The 20055-nt window shown below is 64.7% G+C and carries 12 protein-coding genes; 6 read left to right on the top strand and 6 right to left on the bottom strand.

Annotation, left to right across the window (positions count from 1 at the left end):
• Positions 1 to 66 precede the first annotated feature (66 nt).
• Positions 67 to 1422 carry a 23S rRNA (uracil(1939)-C(5))-methyltransferase RlmD gene (gene rlmD / locus MST27_RS13055; RefSeq protein ID WP_243606383.1) on the bottom strand — a complete coding sequence of 452 codons (1356 nt, stop codon included), beginning with the start codon at positions 1420 to 1422 and terminating at the stop codon, positions 67 to 69.
• Positions 1423 to 1452: 30 nt separating this feature from the next.
• Complete coding sequence (gene cysM / locus MST27_RS13050) at positions 1453 to 2355, bottom strand: cysteine synthase CysM (RefSeq protein ID WP_243606382.1); 903 nt, start codon at positions 2353 to 2355, stop codon at positions 1453 to 1455.
• A gap of 263 nt (positions 2356 to 2618) precedes the next feature.
• Between cysM and MST27_RS13045 the strand changes: the two genes are divergently transcribed.
• Positions 2619 to 4415 carry a gamma-glutamyltransferase family protein gene (locus tag MST27_RS13045; protein ID WP_243606381.1) on the top strand — a complete coding sequence of 599 codons (1797 nt, stop codon included), beginning with the start codon at positions 2619 to 2621 and terminating at the stop codon, positions 4413 to 4415.
• A 99-nt stretch (positions 4416 to 4514) separates the two neighbouring features.
• Here the strand turns inward: MST27_RS13045 and MST27_RS13040 are convergent, their stop codons facing one another.
• Together MST27_RS13040 and MST27_RS13035 are read right to left on the bottom strand one after the other, a co-directional pair.
• Positions 4515 to 7268, bottom strand: coding sequence for a response regulator (locus tag MST27_RS13040; protein ID WP_243606380.1), 2754 nt, complete (start codon positions 7266 to 7268; stop codon positions 4515 to 4517).
• A gap of 101 nt (positions 7269 to 7369) precedes the next feature.
• Complete coding sequence (locus tag MST27_RS13035) at positions 7370 to 7996, bottom strand: trimeric intracellular cation channel family protein (RefSeq protein ID WP_243606379.1); 627 nt, start codon at positions 7994 to 7996, stop codon at positions 7370 to 7372.
• A gap of 125 nt (positions 7997 to 8121) precedes the next feature.
• Between MST27_RS13035 and MST27_RS13030 the strand changes: the two genes are divergently transcribed.
• Positions 8122 to 9051, top strand: a complete 930-nt coding sequence (locus MST27_RS13030; protein ID WP_243606378.1) for an HTH-type transcriptional regulator ArgP — start codon at positions 8122 to 8124, stop codon at positions 9049 to 9051.
• A gap of 6 nt (positions 9052 to 9057) precedes the next feature.
• Positions 9058 to 9774, top strand: coding sequence for a 4'-phosphopantetheinyl transferase family protein (locus MST27_RS13025; protein ID WP_243606377.1), 717 nt, complete (start codon positions 9058 to 9060; stop codon positions 9772 to 9774).
• 1686 nt (positions 9775 to 11460) lie between these two features.
• Here the strand turns inward: MST27_RS13025 and MST27_RS13020 are convergent.
• Together MST27_RS13020 and MST27_RS13015 are read right to left on the bottom strand one after the other, a co-directional pair.
• A complete protein-coding gene (locus tag MST27_RS13020; RefSeq protein WP_243606376.1) occupies positions 11461 to 13062 on the bottom strand; it encodes an ATP-binding protein in 1602 nt (533 codons plus the stop codon).
• On the bottom strand, positions 13059 to 13778 hold the full coding sequence (locus MST27_RS13015; protein ID WP_243606375.1) for a winged helix-turn-helix domain-containing protein: 720 nt from the start codon (positions 13776 to 13778) through the stop codon (positions 13059 to 13061). The genes MST27_RS13020 and MST27_RS13015 overlap by 4 nt, the downstream gene beginning before the upstream one ends.
• A gap of 775 nt (positions 13779 to 14553) precedes the next feature.
• On the opposite strand from MST27_RS13015, the gene MST27_RS13010 reads away from it, so the two are divergent.
• The 3 genes from MST27_RS13010 to MST27_RS13000 all read left to right on the top strand — a co-directional run bounded on the left by MST27_RS13010 (position 14554) and on the right by MST27_RS13000 (position 20043).
• Entirely contained in the window at positions 14554 to 17448 is a 2895-nt protein-coding gene (locus MST27_RS13010) for a ribonucleoside-diphosphate reductase subunit alpha (protein ID WP_243606374.1), read from the top strand.
• Positions 17449 to 17961: 513 nt separating this feature from the next.
• Entirely contained in the window at positions 17962 to 19215 is a 1254-nt protein-coding gene (locus tag MST27_RS13005) for a ribonucleotide-diphosphate reductase subunit beta (protein ID WP_243606373.1), read from the top strand.
• Between the two features lie 69 nt (positions 19216 to 19284).
• Positions 19285 to 20043: a RelA/SpoT domain-containing protein gene (locus MST27_RS13000; RefSeq protein ID WP_243606372.1), complete on the top strand. Its 759-nt coding sequence runs from the start codon at positions 19285 to 19287 to the stop codon at positions 20041 to 20043.
• Positions 20044 to 20055 lie beyond the last annotated feature (12 nt).

Below are 20055 nucleotides of genomic sequence, written 5' to 3'. Positions count from 1 at the left end.
AATACGCCGACTTTCTGGGAGTCGGTCGGTTGAACCGCAGGCCTGTCGCCTGCCAAGAATACTGCGCTACCTGGGCCGCTCGAACAGCGCCATGGCTTCGACATGCGCGGTCTGCGGAAACATGTCCAGCACCCCCGCACGCGCCAGTCGGTAACCCTGGCGGATCAATTCCGCCGCGTCACGAGCCAGGGTCGAAGGGTTACACGAAACATAGACCACACGCGCTGCGCCTAAAGTCTCGATCTGTTTCACGACTTCGAACGCCCCGTCGCGCGGCGGGTCCAGCAGCACCGCCGGAAAACCACCCTTCGCCCAGCGGGCCTCGAGCAGCGGCTTCGACAGGTCCGCCTGGTAAAAGTGCGCATGTTCCAGACCGTTGTGCGCGGCATTGGTGCGTGCCCGCTCGACCATGTCCGCTACGCCCTCCACGCCGACCACCTCGGCCCCGACCCGCGCCAGGGGCAACGCAAAGTTCCCCAGGCCACAGAACAGGTCCAGCACGCGCTCGCCCGGCTGCGGCTTCAACCAGTCCAGCGCCTGGGCCACCATTGCCTCGTTCACCGGCGCATTGACCTGAATGAAATCGCCAGGTCGCCAGGCGAGTTCCAGGTCCCATGCCGGCAGACGATACCCCAGCGCTGCCCCCATTGCCGTCGGTTGTGGCTCGCCCTCGCCCTGCAACCAGAGCTGTACGCCCTGCGCATCGGCAAAGGCTTGAAACGCTTTCAGATCGATATCCGCCAGCGGCGCGGTGTGCCGCACCATTACGGCCTCGGCGGTGCCGCTGAAGAGTTCCACATGCCCGATCGCCTGCGGCCGGCTCAGCCCGTGCAGCACGGCCAGCAACGCTGGCAGCAGCGTCTGCAAGGGGCGTACCAGCACATGACACTCCTGGATCGAGACGATGTCCTGGCTGGCGCTGGCGCGAAAGCCGACCGCCAGACGATTCGCTTTCTGGTCCCACCGCACGGCCAGCCGGGCGCGGCGCCGGTAACCGAATGCCGGGCCGCTCAGCGGGTCGGCCCACTGTGCCGGCTCGATTCCGGCCTGGCGCGACAGCAGCTCGGCCAGACTGCGCTGTTTCAGGGCGAGCTGGTCGTCGTCGGGCAGGTGCTGGAGAGTGCAGCCGCCGCAGACGCGGGCATGAATGCAAGGCTCCTCGCGGCGTAGCGCGCTGGCGGCGAGCACCCGTTCGGTGCGCGCCTCGACGACCTGGCTGCGCGCGCCCAGCACCCGCGCCTCGATGCTTTCGCCTGGCAGCGCACCCTCGACGAACCAGGTCCGGCCGTCGACGAAGGCGATGCCGCGGCCGTCATTGGCCAGGCGCTGGATGTCCAGCCGCTGCTTCTTGCCGGTCGGTATCGGCGCCTTGCGTTCGCCGCCACTGGGCTGGAACCGCAGGCTGCTGGTGCGCCGGGCCATCAGCGTGCCCCCTGCTGGCGGGTGCCGAGGTCAGCGCGGCTGGTCATAGACACCTGTGGACAGGTAGCGGTCGCCACGGTCACAGATGATCGCCACGATCACCGCGTTCTCCAGTTCCTGCGACAGGCGCAACGCCCCTGCCACGGCACCGCCGGACGAAACGCCGCAGAAGATGCCTTCCTCGCGTGCCAGGCGGCGCATCACTTCTTCTGCCTCGGCTTGGCTCATGTCGACGATGCGATCGACCCGCTCGGCCTGGTAGATCTTCGGCAGGTACTCCTGCGGCCAGCGCCGGATACCGGGGATGGCCGCACCCTCCATGGGTTGCAGACCGACGATCTGCACCTCCGGGTTCTGTTCCTTGAGGTAGCGCGACACACCCATGATGGTGCCGGTGGTGCCCATGGAGCTGACGAAATGGGTGATGGTGCCGCCGGTCTGCTGCCAGATCTCCGGCCCGGTGCTGGTGTAGTGCGCCTCGGGATTGTCGCCGTTGGCGAACTGGTCGAGCACCTTGCCGCGCCCCTCGGCCTGCATGCGCAGCGCCAGGTCACGCGCGCCTTCCATGCCCTCTTCCTTGCTCACCAGGATGAGTTCGGCGCCGTAGGCCGTCATGGCCGCCTTGCGCTCGGCGCTGGAGTTGTCCGGCATGATCAGGATGAAACGATAACCCTTGATCGCCGCCGCCATCGCCAGGGCGATGCCGGTGTTGCCGGAGGTGGCCTCGATCAGGGTATCGCCGGGCTTGATCTCGCCGCGCGCCTCGGCACGGGCGATCATCGACAGGGCCGGCCGGTCCTTCACCGAGCCGGCAGGGTTGTTGCCTTCGAGTTTCAGCAGAATCGTGTTGCTGGTTTCGCCCGGCAGACGCTGCAGACGAACCAGGGGGGTATTGCCGACGCAGTCGGCAATGGTCGGGTACTGAATGGTCATGACTTCGATGTACCGCACGGCATGGAAAGGCGCCCATGATACCGGCAACCAGGGAACTCGGGCAGACCGCCTACCCGGCTCGGCGGCTCGGATAGGTGCGGCTTATGCAGGGATGTACGGCCAAGCGCGGCCCTCAGAGCGCGCCCCGACGCGATGGCGACAGACGCATTTTTATTTCGCCGCGTTTCGATCGGTCTTGGCAGATGAAGGTCTGTCGTCTAGGTCTATAGAACCGATACTTCGTCCCCGATAAGGAACACAGCATGCTCAATGGACGTGCCGTACTGGTCCCCGCGGTCCTTCTTGCCAGCCTCAGCGCCTGCACCCATAGCGAACAACCGGCCGATACCACGCCCCCTGCGCCCGAGGCGAGCAGCGGCTACACACCCAAACCCGGCTGGGCCGTCGACCGCTTCGCGGTAGCCGCGGCCAACCCGCTGGCAACCCAGGCCGGCTATGACGTGCTCAAGGCCGGCGGTAGTGCGCTGGATGCCGCCATCGCCGTGCAGATGGTGCTGACCCTGGTCGAGCCACAGTCGAGCGGGATTGGCGGTGGCGCCTTCCTGCTGCACTGGGATGGTGAGGAACTGGTCGCGCTCGATGGTCGCGAAACCGCGCCCGCAGCGGTCGACGAAACCCTGTTCCTTGAGCCCGACGGCACGCCCATGGCGTTCCAGACAGCAGTGGTCGGCGGACGCTCGGTGGGCGTGCCGGGCACCCTGAAAATGCTCGAAAAAGCGCACAGCCAGTACGGCAAACTGCCCTGGAAAGACCTGTTGCAGCCCGCGATCACGCTCGCGCGGGAAGGGTTCGCCGTCAGCCCCCGCCTGCATACGCTGCTGCAGACCGATCCCTCGCTGCGCGACAACCCGCCCGCTGCGGCTTTCTATTACCAGCCGGACGGCTCGCCCTGGCCTGTCGGCCATCGGCTGCACAACCCGGCGCTGGCCGAGCTGCTGCAGGCCATCGCCGAGGGCGGCAGCCGCGCCTTCTACGAGGGCAAGAACGCCTATGCGCTGGTCAAGCAGGTGAACGAACATCCGACCAATCCGGGGCGGATCGCGCTGAGCGATCTGACAGGCTACGAGCCGCGCCAGCGCGACGCGATCTGCACGCTGTGGCAGTCGAGCTATCAGGTCTGCGGCTTTCCGCCGCCGTCGTCTGGGCACATTACCCAGATGCAGATCCTCGGCATCCTCGAACACCTCGGTCCGCTACCGGCCCTCGATCAGGGCGTGCCCTCGGTGGACTTCCTGCACCGCTACAGCGAAGCCTCGCGGCTGGCCTATGCCGACCGAGCCAAGTACCTCGCCGATCCGGACTTCGTGCCGGTGCCCGGGCGCACCTGGAACAGCATGCTGGCGCCGGAATATCTACGGCAACGCGCCGGGCTGATCGGCCCGCGCAGCATGGGCACCGCCGAGCCGGGCGAGCCGGGCCCGGTGCCCGTCGCGCTGGGCATCCAGCCCGAGCAACCGGAATATGGGACCAGCCACATCAGCATCATCGATGCCGACGGCAACGCCCTGGCGATGACCACGACCATCGAACAAGCCTTCGGCGCACGGCTGCTCAACGACGGCGGCACCGGCCTGCCGGGCGGTTACCTGCTCAACAACGAGCTGACCGATTTCGCCTTCGAGCCGCGTGACAGCGAGGGTCGGCCGGTCGCCAACCGGGTCGAACCCGGCAAGCGTCCGCGCTCGAGCATGAGCCCCACGCTGGTGTTCGACGCCGCTGGCGAGCAGCTGCTGGCGAGCGTGGGTTCGCCGGGCGGTGCGGCGATCATCCATTTCACCGCCAAGACCCTGCTCGGCATGTACGGCTGGGGCCTGGATGCGCAGCGGGCTATCAACCTGCCCAACTTCGGCAGCTTCAACGGCCCGACCGTGCTCGAGGCCGGACGCTTCCCGCCGGCTACGCCGCGCGCGCTGGAGGTGCGCGGGCACGAAGTCAACGAGATGGAGATGACCAGCGGCCTGCAAGCGATCCAGCGCACGGATGACGGCTGGTTCGGTGGCGCCGACCCGCGCCGGGAAGGTGTGGTGATGGGCGACTAGCCAGCCCATGGCACCGGGCGCCGCGAGGGCGTGGCGCCCACAAACGCCTGCTCGCCTTCAATGGGAGACCCGCCCGAGGACGACCCGGGCGGGTGCCGTCTAGATCACCCGCGCCTCGTATTCGAGCCGTTCGATGGCCCCATCCAGCTCGTCGAGCGCCTGGGCGGCGCTGGGGTGGTTCTGCTTGAGCAGGGTTTCGCTGCGCTCGCAGGCGGCGCGCAACTGAGGCACACCACAATACCGCGTGGCGCCATGCAGTCGGTGCACGCGGTCGATCATGCCCTGCTGGTCGCCGGCCAGGCGTGCATCGCGGATGGCGCGGCGGTCGTCCTCCAGCGAGGCCAGCAGCATGCTCAGCATGTCCGCGGCAAGATCGGCCTTGCCAGCCGCCAGGCGCAACCCTTCCTCGGCGTCGAGCACCTTGAGGTTGTTTTCCAGCGGGGGCGATTCGACAGGCGCGGCCAGGAAGCTTCGCGCCAGGGGCAGCCCCGTCCACTTGAGCACCACCTGCGCCAGCTGCCGCTCGCTGACCGGCTTGGTCAGGTAGTCGTCGAGGCCACTCTGCAGCAGCGAGCGCTTCTCGTTGGACAGGGCATGCGCCGTCAGCGCGATGATCGGCAAGGGCGGCTGGCCGCTGTCGACCTCCCACTGGCGGATCGCCTCGGTGGTCTGGCGACCGTCCATGCCCGGCATCTGCACGTCCATGAAGACCATGTCATAAGCCTTGCGCTTGACCGCTTCGAGGGCATCCCGGCCGCTACTCACCGCATCGGCCTCGCCGCCCATGTCGTTGAGCAGGGTCTCGAGCAGCAACAGGTTGGCGGGGTTGTCATCGACGCAGAGGACCCGCGGCGGGCGGCTTTCCGGCAACAGCGGGTGCTCGACAATCGCCTGCGCCGGGCGCAGCAGATCGAGGAGCACGCGTTGCAGCTTGCGCGTGCAGGCCGGCTTGCCCTGCAGCTGGGTGTGTGTATGGGATTCGGGCAAGGCCTCGTGGTAATGCGCCTGCTCAGTAGTCGGGCAGAGCACGATGCACTTGCAGCCCAGCCCCTCGAATTCCCACAGGCGCTGGCAGAGCTGCGGCGGGGCGATCTCGCGGCTGGTCACGCCCAGCACGGCAATCTCGATCGGGGTTTCGCTCGTGCGCGCCGCGGCGACGGCGTCCTGCAACTGGTCGAGCGTATCGAAGGTGAGCACCTCCAGACCGCACCCCTCGAGCTGATGCTGCAGCGCCTGGCGCGCCAGCGGATGCGGCTCCAGCACACCGACTCGCCGACCGAGCAGCACCGCGCGGGGCTGGTCCTCGATGTCGTCGCGCGCCTTCGGCAAGCTGAGGCTGATCCAGAATTCGGAGCCTTCGTCAGGGATGCTGTCGACGCCGATCTCGCCGCCCATCTGCTCGATCAGCCGCTTGGAGATGACCAGCCCGAGACCGGTCCCACCCGGCTGGCGCGACAGGGAGTTGTCCGCCTGGCTGAACGCCTGGAAGAGCGAGCGCATGTCCTGGTCGGTCAGCCCGATGCCGGTGTCCTGCACGCTGATGCGCAACTGCGCGCGGTCGGCCCGCTCATCCTCGACCATGGCGCGCACGACGATGGTGCCCTCGTTGGTGAACTTGATGGCATTGCTGACCAGGTTGGTCAGCACCTGCTTGAGCCGCAGCGGATCGCCGACCAGCGACAGCGGCGTGTCGCGGTAGACCAGGCTGACCAGCTCGAGGTGCTTGGAGTGCGCCGCCGGGCCGAGGATGGTGAGGGTGTCCTCGATCAGGTCGCGCAGGTTGAACGGGATGCTGTCGAGCACCAGCTTGCCGGCCTCGATCTTGGAGAAGTCGAGGATCTCGTTGATGATTCCGAGCAGGCTGTCGGCGGACTTTTCGATGGTTGACAGGTAATCCTGCTGCCGCGGCGTGAGGTCGCTCTTCTGCAAGAGATGGGTGAAGCCGAGGATGCCATTGAGCGGCGTACGGATTTCGTGGCTCATGTTGGCCAGGAACTCGGACTTGATGCGGCTGGCCTCGAGGGCCTCCTTGCGTGCCAGGTCCAGTTCGATGTTCTGGATCTCGATGGTCTCGAGGTTCTGCTGCACATCCTCGGTGGCCTGGTCGATGCTCTGCTGGAGCTCTTCTCGGGCACTGAGCAGCGCCTCGGCCATGCGGTTGATGCCGGCGGCCAGCTCGTCCATCTCATGGCTGCCGAGCGCTGGCAGGCGCGTCTCCAGGTGGCCCTCCTTGAGCTGCGCCACCGCCATCTTGATCTTGTGCAGCGGCCGGCTGATGGCGCCGCTCATGCGCAGGGCCAGCAGCGCGGTGATGATCAGCCCCGCGCCGATCAGCAACAGGCTGGTGAAGAGGCTGCGATAGCCACGCAGCAAGGTGCCTTGATGCGACAGCTCGAGTTCGAGCCAGCCGATCTGGCGCATGTCGTTGCCGAGGCTGTCGGCCGCCAGGTTCAGGTGCTTGCCAAGAATGGGCAGCAGGATGCGCGTGGTGTCGACGCTGCTGACGCGGGTCAGGGCTTCCGGATCGGCTGGTGGCGAGGGGGTGATCATGTTCGGCCCGGCGTGGGCCAGCACATTGCGCTCGGTATCGAGGATGGTCACGGCGCGCACGTCGGGTTGATCGAGCACCTGATTGAGAATGCGCTGCAGCCGCTTGCTGTACCCCTGGGCCATGGCCGGCGCCGCCAGCGGGGCGAGCTGCTGGGCGACCAACTGGCCGCGTTCGTCGAGCTGGTGGCGCATCTCCGACAGCTGCATCCAGGTAAAGTAGATGCCCAGCACCACGGCCAGCACGGTCGCTGGCAGGAGCGTCAGCACCAGCACGCGACTTTTGATTCCCAGGTCTTTCAGCACGGATCCATCCCCTTGATAACCAGCGCGCTAGTGTAGCGGCTCGGCGGGCTGGAATCTGCTCGACAGCACCCTCTGGCGACGGGGCGCATCCGGCTTGCCGGTCAATCCAGGCCGCGAATGTCCCGGCCCTGGAAATCCGGCAACTTCCAGTGGAAGGTCATCGCCAGCACGCGGAACAGGAACCCTGCGCACAGCGTCGCCAGCGACGCGATGGTGTTGCTGACACCCAGCCAGAGCAACCCGACATAAAGCACGCCGGTGAACAAGGCCACGGTCGCGTACAGCTCGCGCTGCAGCACCATGGGCACCTCGTTGCAGAGGATGTCGCGCAGCAGGCCGCCAAACACGCCCGTGATGACGCCCGCCAGCACGACGATCGACAGGTGCACGCCCATCTCCATCGCCACGCCGCAGCCGATCACGGTGAAGGCCACCAACCCAAGCCCATCGACGAGCAGGAACACCTGCCGCAGGTGATGCATGTGCCGCGCCACCATCGCGGTGACGATCGCTGCACCCACGGTGAAGGCCAGGTATTCCGGGTTGGCGATCCAACCGACCGGATAGTGACCGAGCAGCACATCGCGCGCGGTGCCACCGCCCAGCGCCGTGACGGTGCCCAGAAGGCAGATGCCGAACAGGTCCATCCCCCGGCGCATGCCCATGATGGCGCCCGACATGGCTTCGGCCGTGATCGCGATCAGGTAAATCGTGTGGAGCAGATCCATGGCGCGACTCCAAAAAGGGGCATGAGGAATGAAAGGCGCGCAATTATGGGGCACACTTCGGAAAAATCGGCCTGGCTAAGCAAATGTAGGCTATACAAATATTTACTTATTCAAGGCGAACCCTCTTGAATCTCGACCCGAGGCAGACCGAGGCCTTTCGGGCGGTCATCCGCACCGGCAGCTTCGAACAGGCAGCGCTGCAGCTGCACCTCACCCCACCGGCGATCTCGCAGCGTGTGCGGGCGCTGGAAAGTGCCCTGGGCAACGCGCTGGTGGTGCGCAGCCGTCCCTGCCGCCCGACCGAGACCGGCCAGCGCCTGCTGCAATACCTCAAGCGCGCCAAGCTGCTGGAAGCCGACCTGCTCGCCGAACTGGCCGAACGCAGCGATGCGCCGCTGGTGGTGGTCGCCGCGCTCAACGCCGACAGCCTCGGCACCTGGTTCTTCCCCGCGCTGGCCGAAGTGCTGATCCGCGAGCGCGTCCTGCTGGACCTGACCGTCGAAGACCAGGACCACACCTACAACCTGCTGGAAACGGGCCTGGCGATCGGCTGCATCAGCACCGAACCCAAGCCCATGCGTGGCTGCACCGCCAGCGCGCTGGGCAGCATGCGCTACCGCCTGGTGGCCTCCAGCGCCTTCCGCCAACAGCACTTCGGCAATGGCCTGAACCGCACTGCGGCGCGCCGGGCGCCCGTGGTCGCCTACACCCGCAAGGACAGCCTCACGTCCTCATTCCTGCTGCGCCAGCTGGGGCTGCCCGAAGGCGCCTACCCCTGCCACTACGTGCCCGGGGCCGAGCCGCACTTCAACGCCATCCGCTACGGCCTGGGCTACGGCATGGTCCCCGAATTGCTGCTCGAAGACGCCCTGGCACAGGGCGAGGTGGTCGACCTGGCCGCCGACGCGCCATTGGATATCGCGTTGTATTGGCATACCTGGAAGGTACAGTCGCCGCGGATGGAGAACCTGTCGCGCCAGATCATCGAAGCCGCGCCCAGAATCCTTGGGCGGCCGACGGCGGACAGACCCAGTCCTGAGAATCAGGCAGACTAACGCGCCATGACCGAACGCCCCGCCCTGCCCGCCTACTGCACCCCGCTCGACGCTGCCTGGCCATTCCGCCACGCGGTGCCCGGCGCACGGCTGGTCAGCACCCGCTTCGACCCTGCCCGCCTCGATCCCGAAGACTTCACGCGCTGGGGCGTGCCACCGATGGCAGGGGTGAACAAGCGGCAGGCCGAATACCTCGCCGGGCGGCTCTGCGCCTGGGAAGCGCTGCGCGTGATGAACGGTGCCGGCGCCATCCCGGCCATCGGCGATGACCGCGCGCCCTGTTGGCCGCAAGGCACGGTCGGCTCGATAACGCACGGCGCCGGCTGGGCGGCCGCCATCACCGCGCGCCATACGCAGTGGCGGGGCCTGGGGCTGGACGTGGAAAAGACGCTGCCGGTAGCCCGCGCCGACCGTCTGGCCGGCGAAATCCTTACCGCCAGGGAACTGCAGGGCTACGCGGAGCAGGACGAAACGAGCCGCGCGCTGCGGGTGACCCTGACCTTTTCCATCAAGGAAAGCCTGTTCAAGGCGCTCTACCCGCTGGCGAACAAGCGCTTCTATTTCCACGACGCCGAGCTGATCCACCATGACGACACGGGCCGGGCTCGACTGCGCCTGCTCACCAACCTGACTCCTGACTGGCGCGCAGGTAGTGAGCTGGATGGTCAGTTCGTACAGTTCGACGACTACCTACTGAGCCTCGTCCACATCCCCGCCGAATAGCCCGTCGCTGCGGTAGGGGCGAACTTGTTCGCCCAAAGGCTCCGCGCCAGACTCAACCCGCGATTGGTCGAATAAATACGACCCTACAAAGCACTGTCCCGTAGGGGCGAACGTGTTCGCCCAAAGGCTCCGCGCCAGACTCAACCCGCGATTGGTCGAATAAATACGACCCTACAAAGCACTGTCCCGTAGGGGCGAACGTGTTCGCCCAAAGGCTCCGCGCCAGACTCAACCCGCGATTGGTCGAATAAATACGACCCTACAAAGCACTGTCCCGTAGGGGCGAACGTGTTCGCCCAAAGGCCCGCGTCAGACCAAACCCGCGATGGGTCGAATAAATTCGACCCTACAAAGCACTGGCCCGTAGGGGCGAACTTGTTCGCCCAAAGGCCCGCGTCAGACCAAACCCGCGATTGGTCGAATAAATTCGACCCTACAAAGCGCTGTCCCGTAGGGGCGAACGTGTTCGCCCAAAGGCTCCGCGCCAGGCTCACCCACGGGCGGTCGAATAAATTCGACCCTACAAAGCGCTGTCCCGTAGGGGCGAACGTGTTCGCCCAAAGGCTCCGCGCCAGGCTCACCCACGGGCGGTCGAATAAATTCGACCCTACAAAGCGCTGTCCCGGAGGGGCGAACTTGTTCGCCCAGTGGCTCGTGCCAGGCTCAACCGCGGTCGGTCGAATAAATTCGACCCTACAAAGCGCTGTCCCGTAGGGGCGAACGTGTTCGCCCACAGGCTCCGCGCCAGGCTCAACCCGTGGTCGGTCGAATAAAGTCGACCCTACTAAGCGCTGTCCCGTAGGGGCGAACGTGTTCGCCCACAGGCTCCGCGCCAGGCTCAACCCGTGGTCGGTCGAATAAAGTCGACCCTACTAAGCGCTGTCCCGTAGGGGCGAACGTGTTCGCCCAATGGCTCCGCGCCAGGCTCAACCCCGGGCGGTCGAATAAATTCGACCCTGCAAAGCACTGTCCCGTGGGGGCGAACGTGTTCGCCCAAAGGCTCCGCGCCAGGCTCAACCCGTGGTCGGTCGAATAAATTCGACCCTACAGAGCGCTGCCTCCGTGGGGGCGAACTGGGTCGCCCAGTGGCTCCGCGCCAGGCTCAACCACGGGCGGTCGAATAAATTCGACCCTACTAAGCGCTGTCCTGTAGGGGCGAACGTGTTCGCCCAATGGCTCCGCGCCAGGCTCAACCACGGGCGGTCGAATAAATTCGACCCTACACAGCGCTGCCCCGTAGGGGCGAACGTGGTCGCCCAAAGGCTCCGCCCCAGACTCAACTGCGATTGGTCGAATAAATTCGACCCTACAGCGCGCTGCCCCCGTGGGGGCGAACGTGGTCGCCCAAAGGCTCCGCGCCAGGCTCAACCCCGGGCGGTCGAATAAATTCGACCCTGCAAAGCCCTGGCCCGTGGGGGCGAACGTGGTCGCCCAAAGGCTCCGCGCCAGGCTCAACCCCGGGCGGTCGAATAAATTCGACCCTACAGAGCGCTGCCTCCGTGGGGGCGAACTTGGTCGCCCAGTGGCTCCGCGCCAGGCTCAACCACGGGCGGTCGAATAAATTCGACCCTACAAGGCGCTGCCCGCGATCGGACAAATAAACTCGACCCTACAAAGCGCTGTCCTGTAGGGGCGAACTTGTTCGCCCAGGGTCCGTGATGCCGGCGAATACATTCGACCCTACGACTAGCGCGCCCGCTTGCGTGGCCAGCTCAGGCTGAAGCGCGCGCCGCCCAGTTCGCTGTGTCCGACATGCGACCGCCCGCCATGCCAATAGCTGATCCGCCGCACGATCGACAGCCCCAGCCCATGCCCGCCTGACGCCCGGGTGCGGCTGTCGTCCAGCCGCAGGAATGGAGTGAACACCTTCTCCCAGGCGTCTTCCGGCACGCCCGGGCCATCATCTTCGACGCTCAGGGTGGCGCGCTCGGCATCGAGCGTGAAGCTCACCTGCACGCGGGTTTCGGCATGGCGCATGGCGTTGGTGATCAAGTTGCTCAAGGCCCGACGCAGGTAGTGCGGCTCGGCATCGACCAGGCTGTCGCCGTCCGGTGCGACGCTGCATGGCCCGCGCTCGACCCGGACATCCCCCCGCAACGGCGCCAGCTCGCCGATCACCTGATCGACCAGCGCCCCGAGATCGACGGGCTGGAAGTTCAGCTCCGGCGAACCCCGCTCCAGGCGCGTATAGACGAGCATCTCGTCCACCAGCCGGTCCAGGTCGTCGATGTCCCCGTCCATGCCCACGAGATACTTGGCACGGGCCTCCGGGCTCTGCGCGTCCGCCGCCATCTCCAGACCGAAGCGCAAGCGCGCCACCGGTGTGCGCAGCTCATGCGCCACGGCGCTGACCATCTCGCGTTGCACGGCCAACAATCGCTGCAGATGGCTCGCCATGCCGTTGAAGGCCCGGGCCAGGCGCGCGACGGAATCGGTTCCGGCATCCGGCACCCGGGTTTCCAGATTGCCGCCGGCGATGCGCGTGGCGGCGCGCTCGACGACCCGCATGCGCTGCTCGAGCTGGCGGACCAGCAGGTAGACGGTCAAGCCGATCAATGACAGCCCGAGCACGGCGATTGCGACCAGCAGTTGCGGCGGATAAGGGTTGAGCTGATACAACGGCCCCAGCGACATGATCCAGGGCGTGCCGGCAATCGCAGCGAATACACGGATCGCCTCGCCGCCCCGCACCAGGGCCATCACCGTATCGCCCTCGTCCAGGCGGCGGCGCTGGTCGTCGTCGAGGCTGGCGCTGTTGCGCGTCAGCAATTCCAGCTCATAACCGAACCCGTGGGTCTGCTTGAGCTCGGCCAGGCGCTGCGGCTGCTCGGCCTCGGGATAGCGGATCAGCTCGTCGATCAGCAGGTAAATGGTCGCGCGCGCCAACTGCTCGCTGAGTTGCTCGACCTCACCGGTCAGCACCAGCCGGTCCGCCGCACTGACCAGGGAAAAGACCGTCACGCTGTTCGGCCGCATCTGCTCGACCAGCACCTGGCCGGCAAGCAGCCGGGCTTCCAGCCGCGGCTCCAGGCTGACGTCCTCAAGCGTCCGCACGCGCAGCGGAATGCCCAGCAAGCGCCCCCAGAGATTCGCCGCCTGGCGCCGCTCGATGGGCGTCATGCTCTGCATGTTGTGCGCCATCAGGCGAAAGGTGCCGGCGGCGAGGCTTTCCCGGTGCTGGTCGGCACGAACCTCGTTGAGCTGCTGCAGGCCGAGCGTGCCGAGCAGGCCGACCAGCACCAGCACGGCGAGCATGCCGCCGTAGATGCGCAGGAAAATCGATTTCACTGCAGCGCTTCGGCCGCTTCGGAAACGAACAGGTAACCCTTGCCGCGCACGGTCTTGATCAGGCGCGGATGATCGGGATCGTCCCCAATCTTGGGCCGGATGCGCGAGATGCGCACATCGATGGAGCGATCCTGGCCGTCGTACTCGATGCCCCGCAGCTCGGCGAAGATCTGCTCGCGCGACATGATGCGCCCGGGATTGGACGTCAGCAGCCAGAGCAGGTCGAACTCCGCACCGGTCAGCTCGATGCCTTCGCCGCGCAGCCAGGCTTCACGCAGCGCACTGTCGACCACCAGGGGCCCGTATTGCAGGCGCTTGTGCGACACGGGCGCCGCCTCGCTGCCTTCGCGCCGACGCAACAGGGCGCGGATGCGCGCCAGCAGCAGGCGCGGCCGCACCGGTTTGCAGACATAGTCGTCGGCGCCGATCTCCAGGCCCAGCACCTGGTCGAGGTCATCGGCGCGCGCGGTCAGCATCAGGATGGGGCCGTCGTAGCGCTGGCGAACCTTGCGGCAGATGCTCAGGCCATCCTCACCCGGCAGCATCAGGTCGAGCACGACCAGATCGGGACCGTCACGGAGGATGCGCTCGGCGGCAACGGCGCCGTCGGCCTCGATCGCCACCTGCAGGCCGTTGCTCTCCAGATATTCGCGGGTCAGCTCGGCCAACCGCTGGTCATCTTCGACAATCAGGATGTTCCACGACTCTTGATCCACCACGCGCCCTCCCAGACAACGGCCCGGCATTGTAGCGCCAGGGCGGCGTCCACGGGCAGCGTCCAGTACCGTCCCGCCATCGCGCCCGACACGCCGTCAAAACTCCGGCCGCTCGTTGTGAAAACGCTGAAAAACCGGCTTTGACAAAACACCACATATAGTGTTTGCGCCCACGGCCCCCAGAGGCCCGAAACCGGCCCTCGAGCGGCGCATTTCATCCGAATGCCTCCAGCCCCCATGACTGCTCGGCGTGCGTCGAATGGCGCACAGTTCACCCACATCTTATCCACAGGTTGTTCCGCTCACGCCGCTTGCGCGGGGTCGGAGCCGGCACTATCTTGTCGCCTTTGGGCGCTTCAACCCCATATGTTGGGTGAAATCAGCGAGCCAGACACAAACGCCGAAAAATGCAAGCAAAATAATTTTGCACCGGCATTTACCCGGCTCCGGCCCGCGCCGAAGGTGGTCAGCCGCCACGGCGGGCCCGCGTTTACGGCGCCCGACGTTGCTTGCAGTCAAGACCAGCGATAGCGAACGCGATAGATGCGTCACACAACATCTTGTGTTTCGAGGTTGAGAACTTAACAACGCCTGACTATGCTTCGGGACATTCGATTCGCCACCGCCCGGTGTCGGATCGTTTTCGTTTTTCAGACCCATGCGCCGGTTCGCCGGGGCATGGTTCATGCAATGCCAGACCGTACGAGAACGAGGCCGCCCACGAGGCAGGCCCAACACCCACGATCGACCGAGACAGAGAGAATCCGGAGACCCCATGCAGAACGAGTCCATTCGCGAGAACCCGCAGGCAGCCGATGGCGCACTGGACCTGGCCGCCACGGCCCCGGGCCAGCTGCGCGTGATCAAGCGCAACGGCACCGTCGTCCCCTACACCGATGACAAGATCACCGTCGCCATCACCAAGGCCTTTCTCGCGGTGGAGGGCAACAACGCTTCCGCCTCGTCTCGCATCCACGACACCGTGCAGCGCCTGACCGAACAGGTCACCGCCACCTTCAAGCGCCGCATGCCCTCCGGCGGCACCATCCACATCGAGGAAATCCAGGACCAGGTCGAACTGGCCCTGATGCGCGCCGGCGAGCAGAAGGTCGCCCGCGACTACGTCATCTACCGCGAATCGCGCGCGCAGGAGCGCAAGCGTGGCGTGGCCGAAGCGCCGGTCGAAGCCCACCCGAGCATCCGCGTCAAGCGCGCCGATGGCAGCCTGGCACCGCTGGACCTGGGTCGCCTGAACACCATCATCAGCGAAGCCTGCGAAGGCCTCGAGGAAGTCGATGGCGCCCTGATCCAGAAAGAAACCCTGAAGAACCTCTACGACGGTGTCGAGCAGACCGACGTCAACACCGCCCTGGTGATGACCGCACGGACCCTCGTCGAGCGCGAGCCGAACTACTCCTACGTCACCGCTCGCCTGCTGATGGACACCCTGCGTGCCGAGGCCCTGAGCTTCCTCGACGTCGCCGAGACCGCCACCCATCATGAAATGGCCGACCTCTACGCCAAGGCCCTGCCCGCCTACGTGGAAAAGGGCGTCGAGTTCGAACTGCTCGACCCGCGGCTGAAGGAATTCGACCTGGCCAAGCTGGGCGCCGCGATCAACCACGAGCAGGACCAGCAGTTCACCTACCTCGGCCTGCAGACCCTCTACGACCGCTACTTCCTGCACAAGGACGGCGTGCGTTTCGAGCTGCCGCAGATCTTCTTCATGCGCGTCGCCATGGGCCTGGCCATCGAGGAAGAACAGCGCGAAGCCCGCGCCATCGAGTTCTACGAGCTGCTGTCGTCCTTCGACTACATGGCCTCCACGCCGACCCTGTTCAATGCCGGCACCCTGCGTCCGCAGCTGTCCTCCTGCTACCTGACCACCGTGCCGGACGACCTGGGCGGCATCTACGACGCCATCCGCGATAACGCCCTGCTCTCCAAGTTCGCCGGCGGCCTGGGCAACGACTGGACCCCGGTGCGCGCACTGGGCGCCTACATCAAGGGCACCAACGGCAAATCCCAGGGCGTCGTGCCCTTCCTGAAGGTGGTCAACGACACCGCCGTCGCGGTCAACCAGGGCGGCAAGCGCAAGGGCGCGGTCTGCGCCTACCTGGAAACCTGGCACCTGGACATCGAGGAATTCCTCGAGCTGCGCAAGAACACCGGTGACGACCGTCGCCGTACCCACGACATGAACACCGCCAACTGGATTCCCGACCTGTTCATGAAGCGCGTCTTCGACGACGGCAAGTGGACCCTGTTCTCGCCGAGCGAAGTGCCGGACCTGCACGACCTCACCGGCAAGGCCTTCGAGGAGCGCTACGAGTACTACGAAGCCCTGATCGAGTACGGCAAGATCAAGAACTACAAGACGCTCCAGGCCAAAGACCTTTGGCGCAAGATGCTCTCGATGCTGTTCGAAACCGGCCACCCATGGCTGACCTTCAAGGACCCGTGCAACCTGCGCAGCCCGCAGCAGCACGTCGGCGTGGTGCACAGCTCCAACCTCTGCACCGAGATCACGCTGAACACCAACAAGGACGAGATCGCCGTCTGCAACCTGGGCTCGATCAACCTGCCCAAGCACATCGTCAACGGCAAGCTCGACACCGAGAAGCTCGCCCGCACCGTACGCACCGCCGTGCGCATGCTCGATAACGTCATCGACATCAACTACTACTCGGTGCCGCAGGCGCAGAACTCCAACTTCAAGCATCGCCCGGTGGGCCTGGGCATCATGGGCTTCCAGGACGCGCTGTACCTGCAGCACATCCCCTACGGCTCCGACGCCGCCATCGACTTCGCCGACAAGTCCATGGAAGCGGTCAGCTACTACGCCATCCAGGCCTCCTGTGACCTGGCCGACGAGCGTGGCGCCTACCAGAGCTTCCAGGGCTCGCTGTGGAGCAAGGGCATCCTGCCGCTGGATTCGCAGCAGATCCTCATCGAAGCACGCGGCCAGAAGTACATCGACGTCGACCTGACCGAGTCCCTCGACTGGGCCCCGGTGCGCGAGCGCGTGAAGAACGGCATCCGCAACTCCAACATCATGGCCATCGCACCGACCGCGACCATCGCCAACATCACTGGCGTGTCGCAGTCCATCGAGCCGACGTACCAGAACCTGTACGTGAAATCGAACCTCTCGGGCGAATTCACCGTGATCAACCCCTACCTGGTTCGCGACCTCAAGGCCCGCGGCCTGTGGGACGCGGTCATGATCAACGACCTCAAGTACTACGACGGTTCGGTGCAGCAGATCGAGCGCATCCCGCAGGAGTTGAAAGACCTCTACGCGACCGCCTTCGAAGTGGAAACCAAGTGGATCGTCGACGCCGCCAGCCGCCGTCAGAAGTGGATCGACCAGGCCCAGTCGCTGAACCTCTACATCGCCGGCGCCAGCGGCAAGAAGCTGGACGTGACCTACCGCATGGCCTGGTACCGTGGCCTGAAGACCACCTACTACCTCCGTGCCCTGGCCGCGACCAGCACCGAGAAGTCCACCGTCAACACCGGCAAGCTCAACGCCGTGTCCAGCGGTGGCAACAGCGGCGCCAGTGCTGCTCCGGCGAAAGCCGCGCCAGCGCCAGAAATGTCGGCAGGTCCGGCACCGGTCCCAAAAGCCTGTGCCATTGATGAACCGGATTGCGAAGCCTGCCAATAAGTAGATAAGCAAGTCGCGGTCCCCAGAGCGGACCGCGCGTTGTTGCCGGCAGGCCGGCCCCCATCACGTACATGCGTACGCTCAGGGGCTCCGACCCGCCAGGCGCCTAGCGCTGCCTCGCTCTGGAAACCGCTTGCACCGAGCCGCCGCTGAAAAGCGCTCCTCCGAGGCTTTAGCTCAACACGGACCTGTAGGAGCGAGGGGGACACCTAGTCGGGGACGCCTAGTCCTTGCTCGCGATCCGCTATCCACCAACTCACCAGCCGAGTTAACGCATAGCCGAGGGCCACCTCAAATCCAATCCCCTCTCCCCTCTGGGGAGAGGGCTAGGGTGAGGGGCAAGAAGCCCCACCAGACAACACAAAGGCCGGGCCCAAACCCGGCCTGATACAGAACACAAAGGGCGCAGGGCACCACCACCCTCCCCACAACAACACCCGCTTTTGCGTGCACACACAAAAGCCCAGAACATTCCCGACCGGCTGCGCCGGTCCCCAATCAGGAGAAACCGCCATGCTGAGCTGGGACGAATTCGACGAAGAAGACACCACCACTGCCGCCGCGCCCGCTGCCCCTCAAGCCGCTGCCGCCAGCAACGAAGCCCCCGCCAAACTCGACCAGGACGCCGCCGGCTCCGTCGAAGAAGCCCGTGCCGTTGCCGCTGACGACTCCGCCGCCGTTGCCCGCGCCAAGAAAGCCCTGGACGACCTCGACATCCAGGAAGGCCTCGACGAACTGGAAGGCGAATCCGCCCGTGTTCACGTCGGCGACAAGCAGATGATCAACGCCCGCGCCGACCTCAACCAGCTCGTCCCCTTCAAGTACGACTGGGCCTGGCAGAAGTATCTGGATGGTTGCGCCAACCACTGGATGCCGCAGGAAGTGAACATGAACGCCGACATCGCCCTGTGGAAGAGCCCGGACGGCCTCTCCGAGGACGAGCGCCGCATCGTCAAGCGCAACCTCGGCTTCTTCTCCACCGCCGACAGCCTGGTCGCCAACAACCTCGTGCTGGCCGTGTACCGCCTGATCACCAACCCCGAGTGCCGCCAGTACATCCTGCGCCAGGCCTTCGAAGAGGCGATCCACACCCACGCCTACCAGTACTGCATCGAATCGCTGGGCATGGATGAAGGCGAGATCTTCAACATGTACCACGAGATCCCGAGCGTCGCGAAGAAAGCCTCCTGGGGCCTCAAGTACACCCGCTCCATCTCCGACCCGACCTTCCAGACCGGCACCGTCGAGACGGACAAAGAGTTCCTGCGCAACCTCATCGCCTACTACTGCGTACTGGAAGGTATCTTTTTCTACTGCGGCTTCACCCAGATCCTCTCCATGGGCCGCCGCAACAAGATGACCGGCACCGCCGAGCAGTTCCAATACATCCTGCGTGACGAGTCCATGCACCTGAACTTCGGCATCGACGTGATCAACCAGATCAAGATCGAAAACCCACACCTGTGGGACGCCGCAATGAAGGACGAAGCGACCCAGATGATCCTTCAGGGCACGCAGCTGGAAATCGAATACGCCCGCGACACCATGCCCCGCGGCGTCCTCGGCATGAACGCCTCGATGATGGAGGACTACCTCAAGTTCATCGCCAACCGCCGCCTGACGCAGATTGGGTTGAAGGAAGAGTATCCGGGTACTACTAACCCGTTCCCGTGGATGAGCGAGATCATGGACTTGAAGAAGGAGAAGAACTTCTTTGAGACGCGGGTTATTGAGTATCAGACGGGTGGGGCGTTGAGCTGGGATTGATATTCGCTAGATAGGAGGGTGACATTAGTTGCCCTCATACTTCCAGCACGAATTTCTCAAGGAAGTGATATGAGTGGAGAACTCAAGTACCCAGGCGGTTCAAAAACTCGCGTGAACAAAGCGGGAGCACGGGTGCGTATTGGCGAAGCCAGCAATGAAGATTTTTTAGTCATCGAAACATGGCGCGCCGCCCACCGCCCCGTCCTTAATACTTTCCAGGCCATTCTTAGAAACCGAACCCGTGGAACTAAAATAGCTGTAGCACAGAGGCACAAGCGCCGTAACACCATCTTTGGCAAGCTATTTCGACTGCCAAAAATGGAACTGTCTCGCATGGACGATATTGCGGGTTGTCGCTTGATTTTCCCCTCCTGCGAAGAGCTTCAAAAATTCAGAAAGGTCTTCCATTCCGCCCGCTTCAAGCATAAACGCAGAAACGAAGCCGATAAATATGACTACATAAAGAACCCGAAAAGCACCGGCTATAGAGGAATTCATGATATATATGAATACGATGTAAACTCCCATGCCGGCAACCATCTGCGCGGCTTATATGTAGAGATTCAATACAGAACCAACATACAACATGCTTGGGCAACCGCCGTTGAGGTAATTGGCTTCATTACTGAAAGCCAGCCAAAATTCCAGGAAGGCGACAATCGCTACCAACAGGCCATGGCACTAGCAAGTGAGGTTCTTGCTAGAGCACACGAGAATAAGATGGGGCCGCTACCTGAGTTAACAGACAAAGAGGTAGTTAGCTCATTCATGGAATTAGACAAGAGCCTTTCGCTCATGAATATGCTGCGAGGACTAAGGAGACGCTGAACAATTAGCCAA

It is taken from the genome of Stutzerimonas marianensis (genome assembly GCF_022810315.1).
Taxonomy (GTDB): domain Bacteria; phylum Pseudomonadota; class Gammaproteobacteria; order Pseudomonadales; family Pseudomonadaceae; genus Stutzerimonas; species Stutzerimonas marianensis.
The sequence above is the reverse complement of the archived record's forward strand: the minus strand, read 5'-3'. Positions and strand labels throughout refer to the sequence as shown.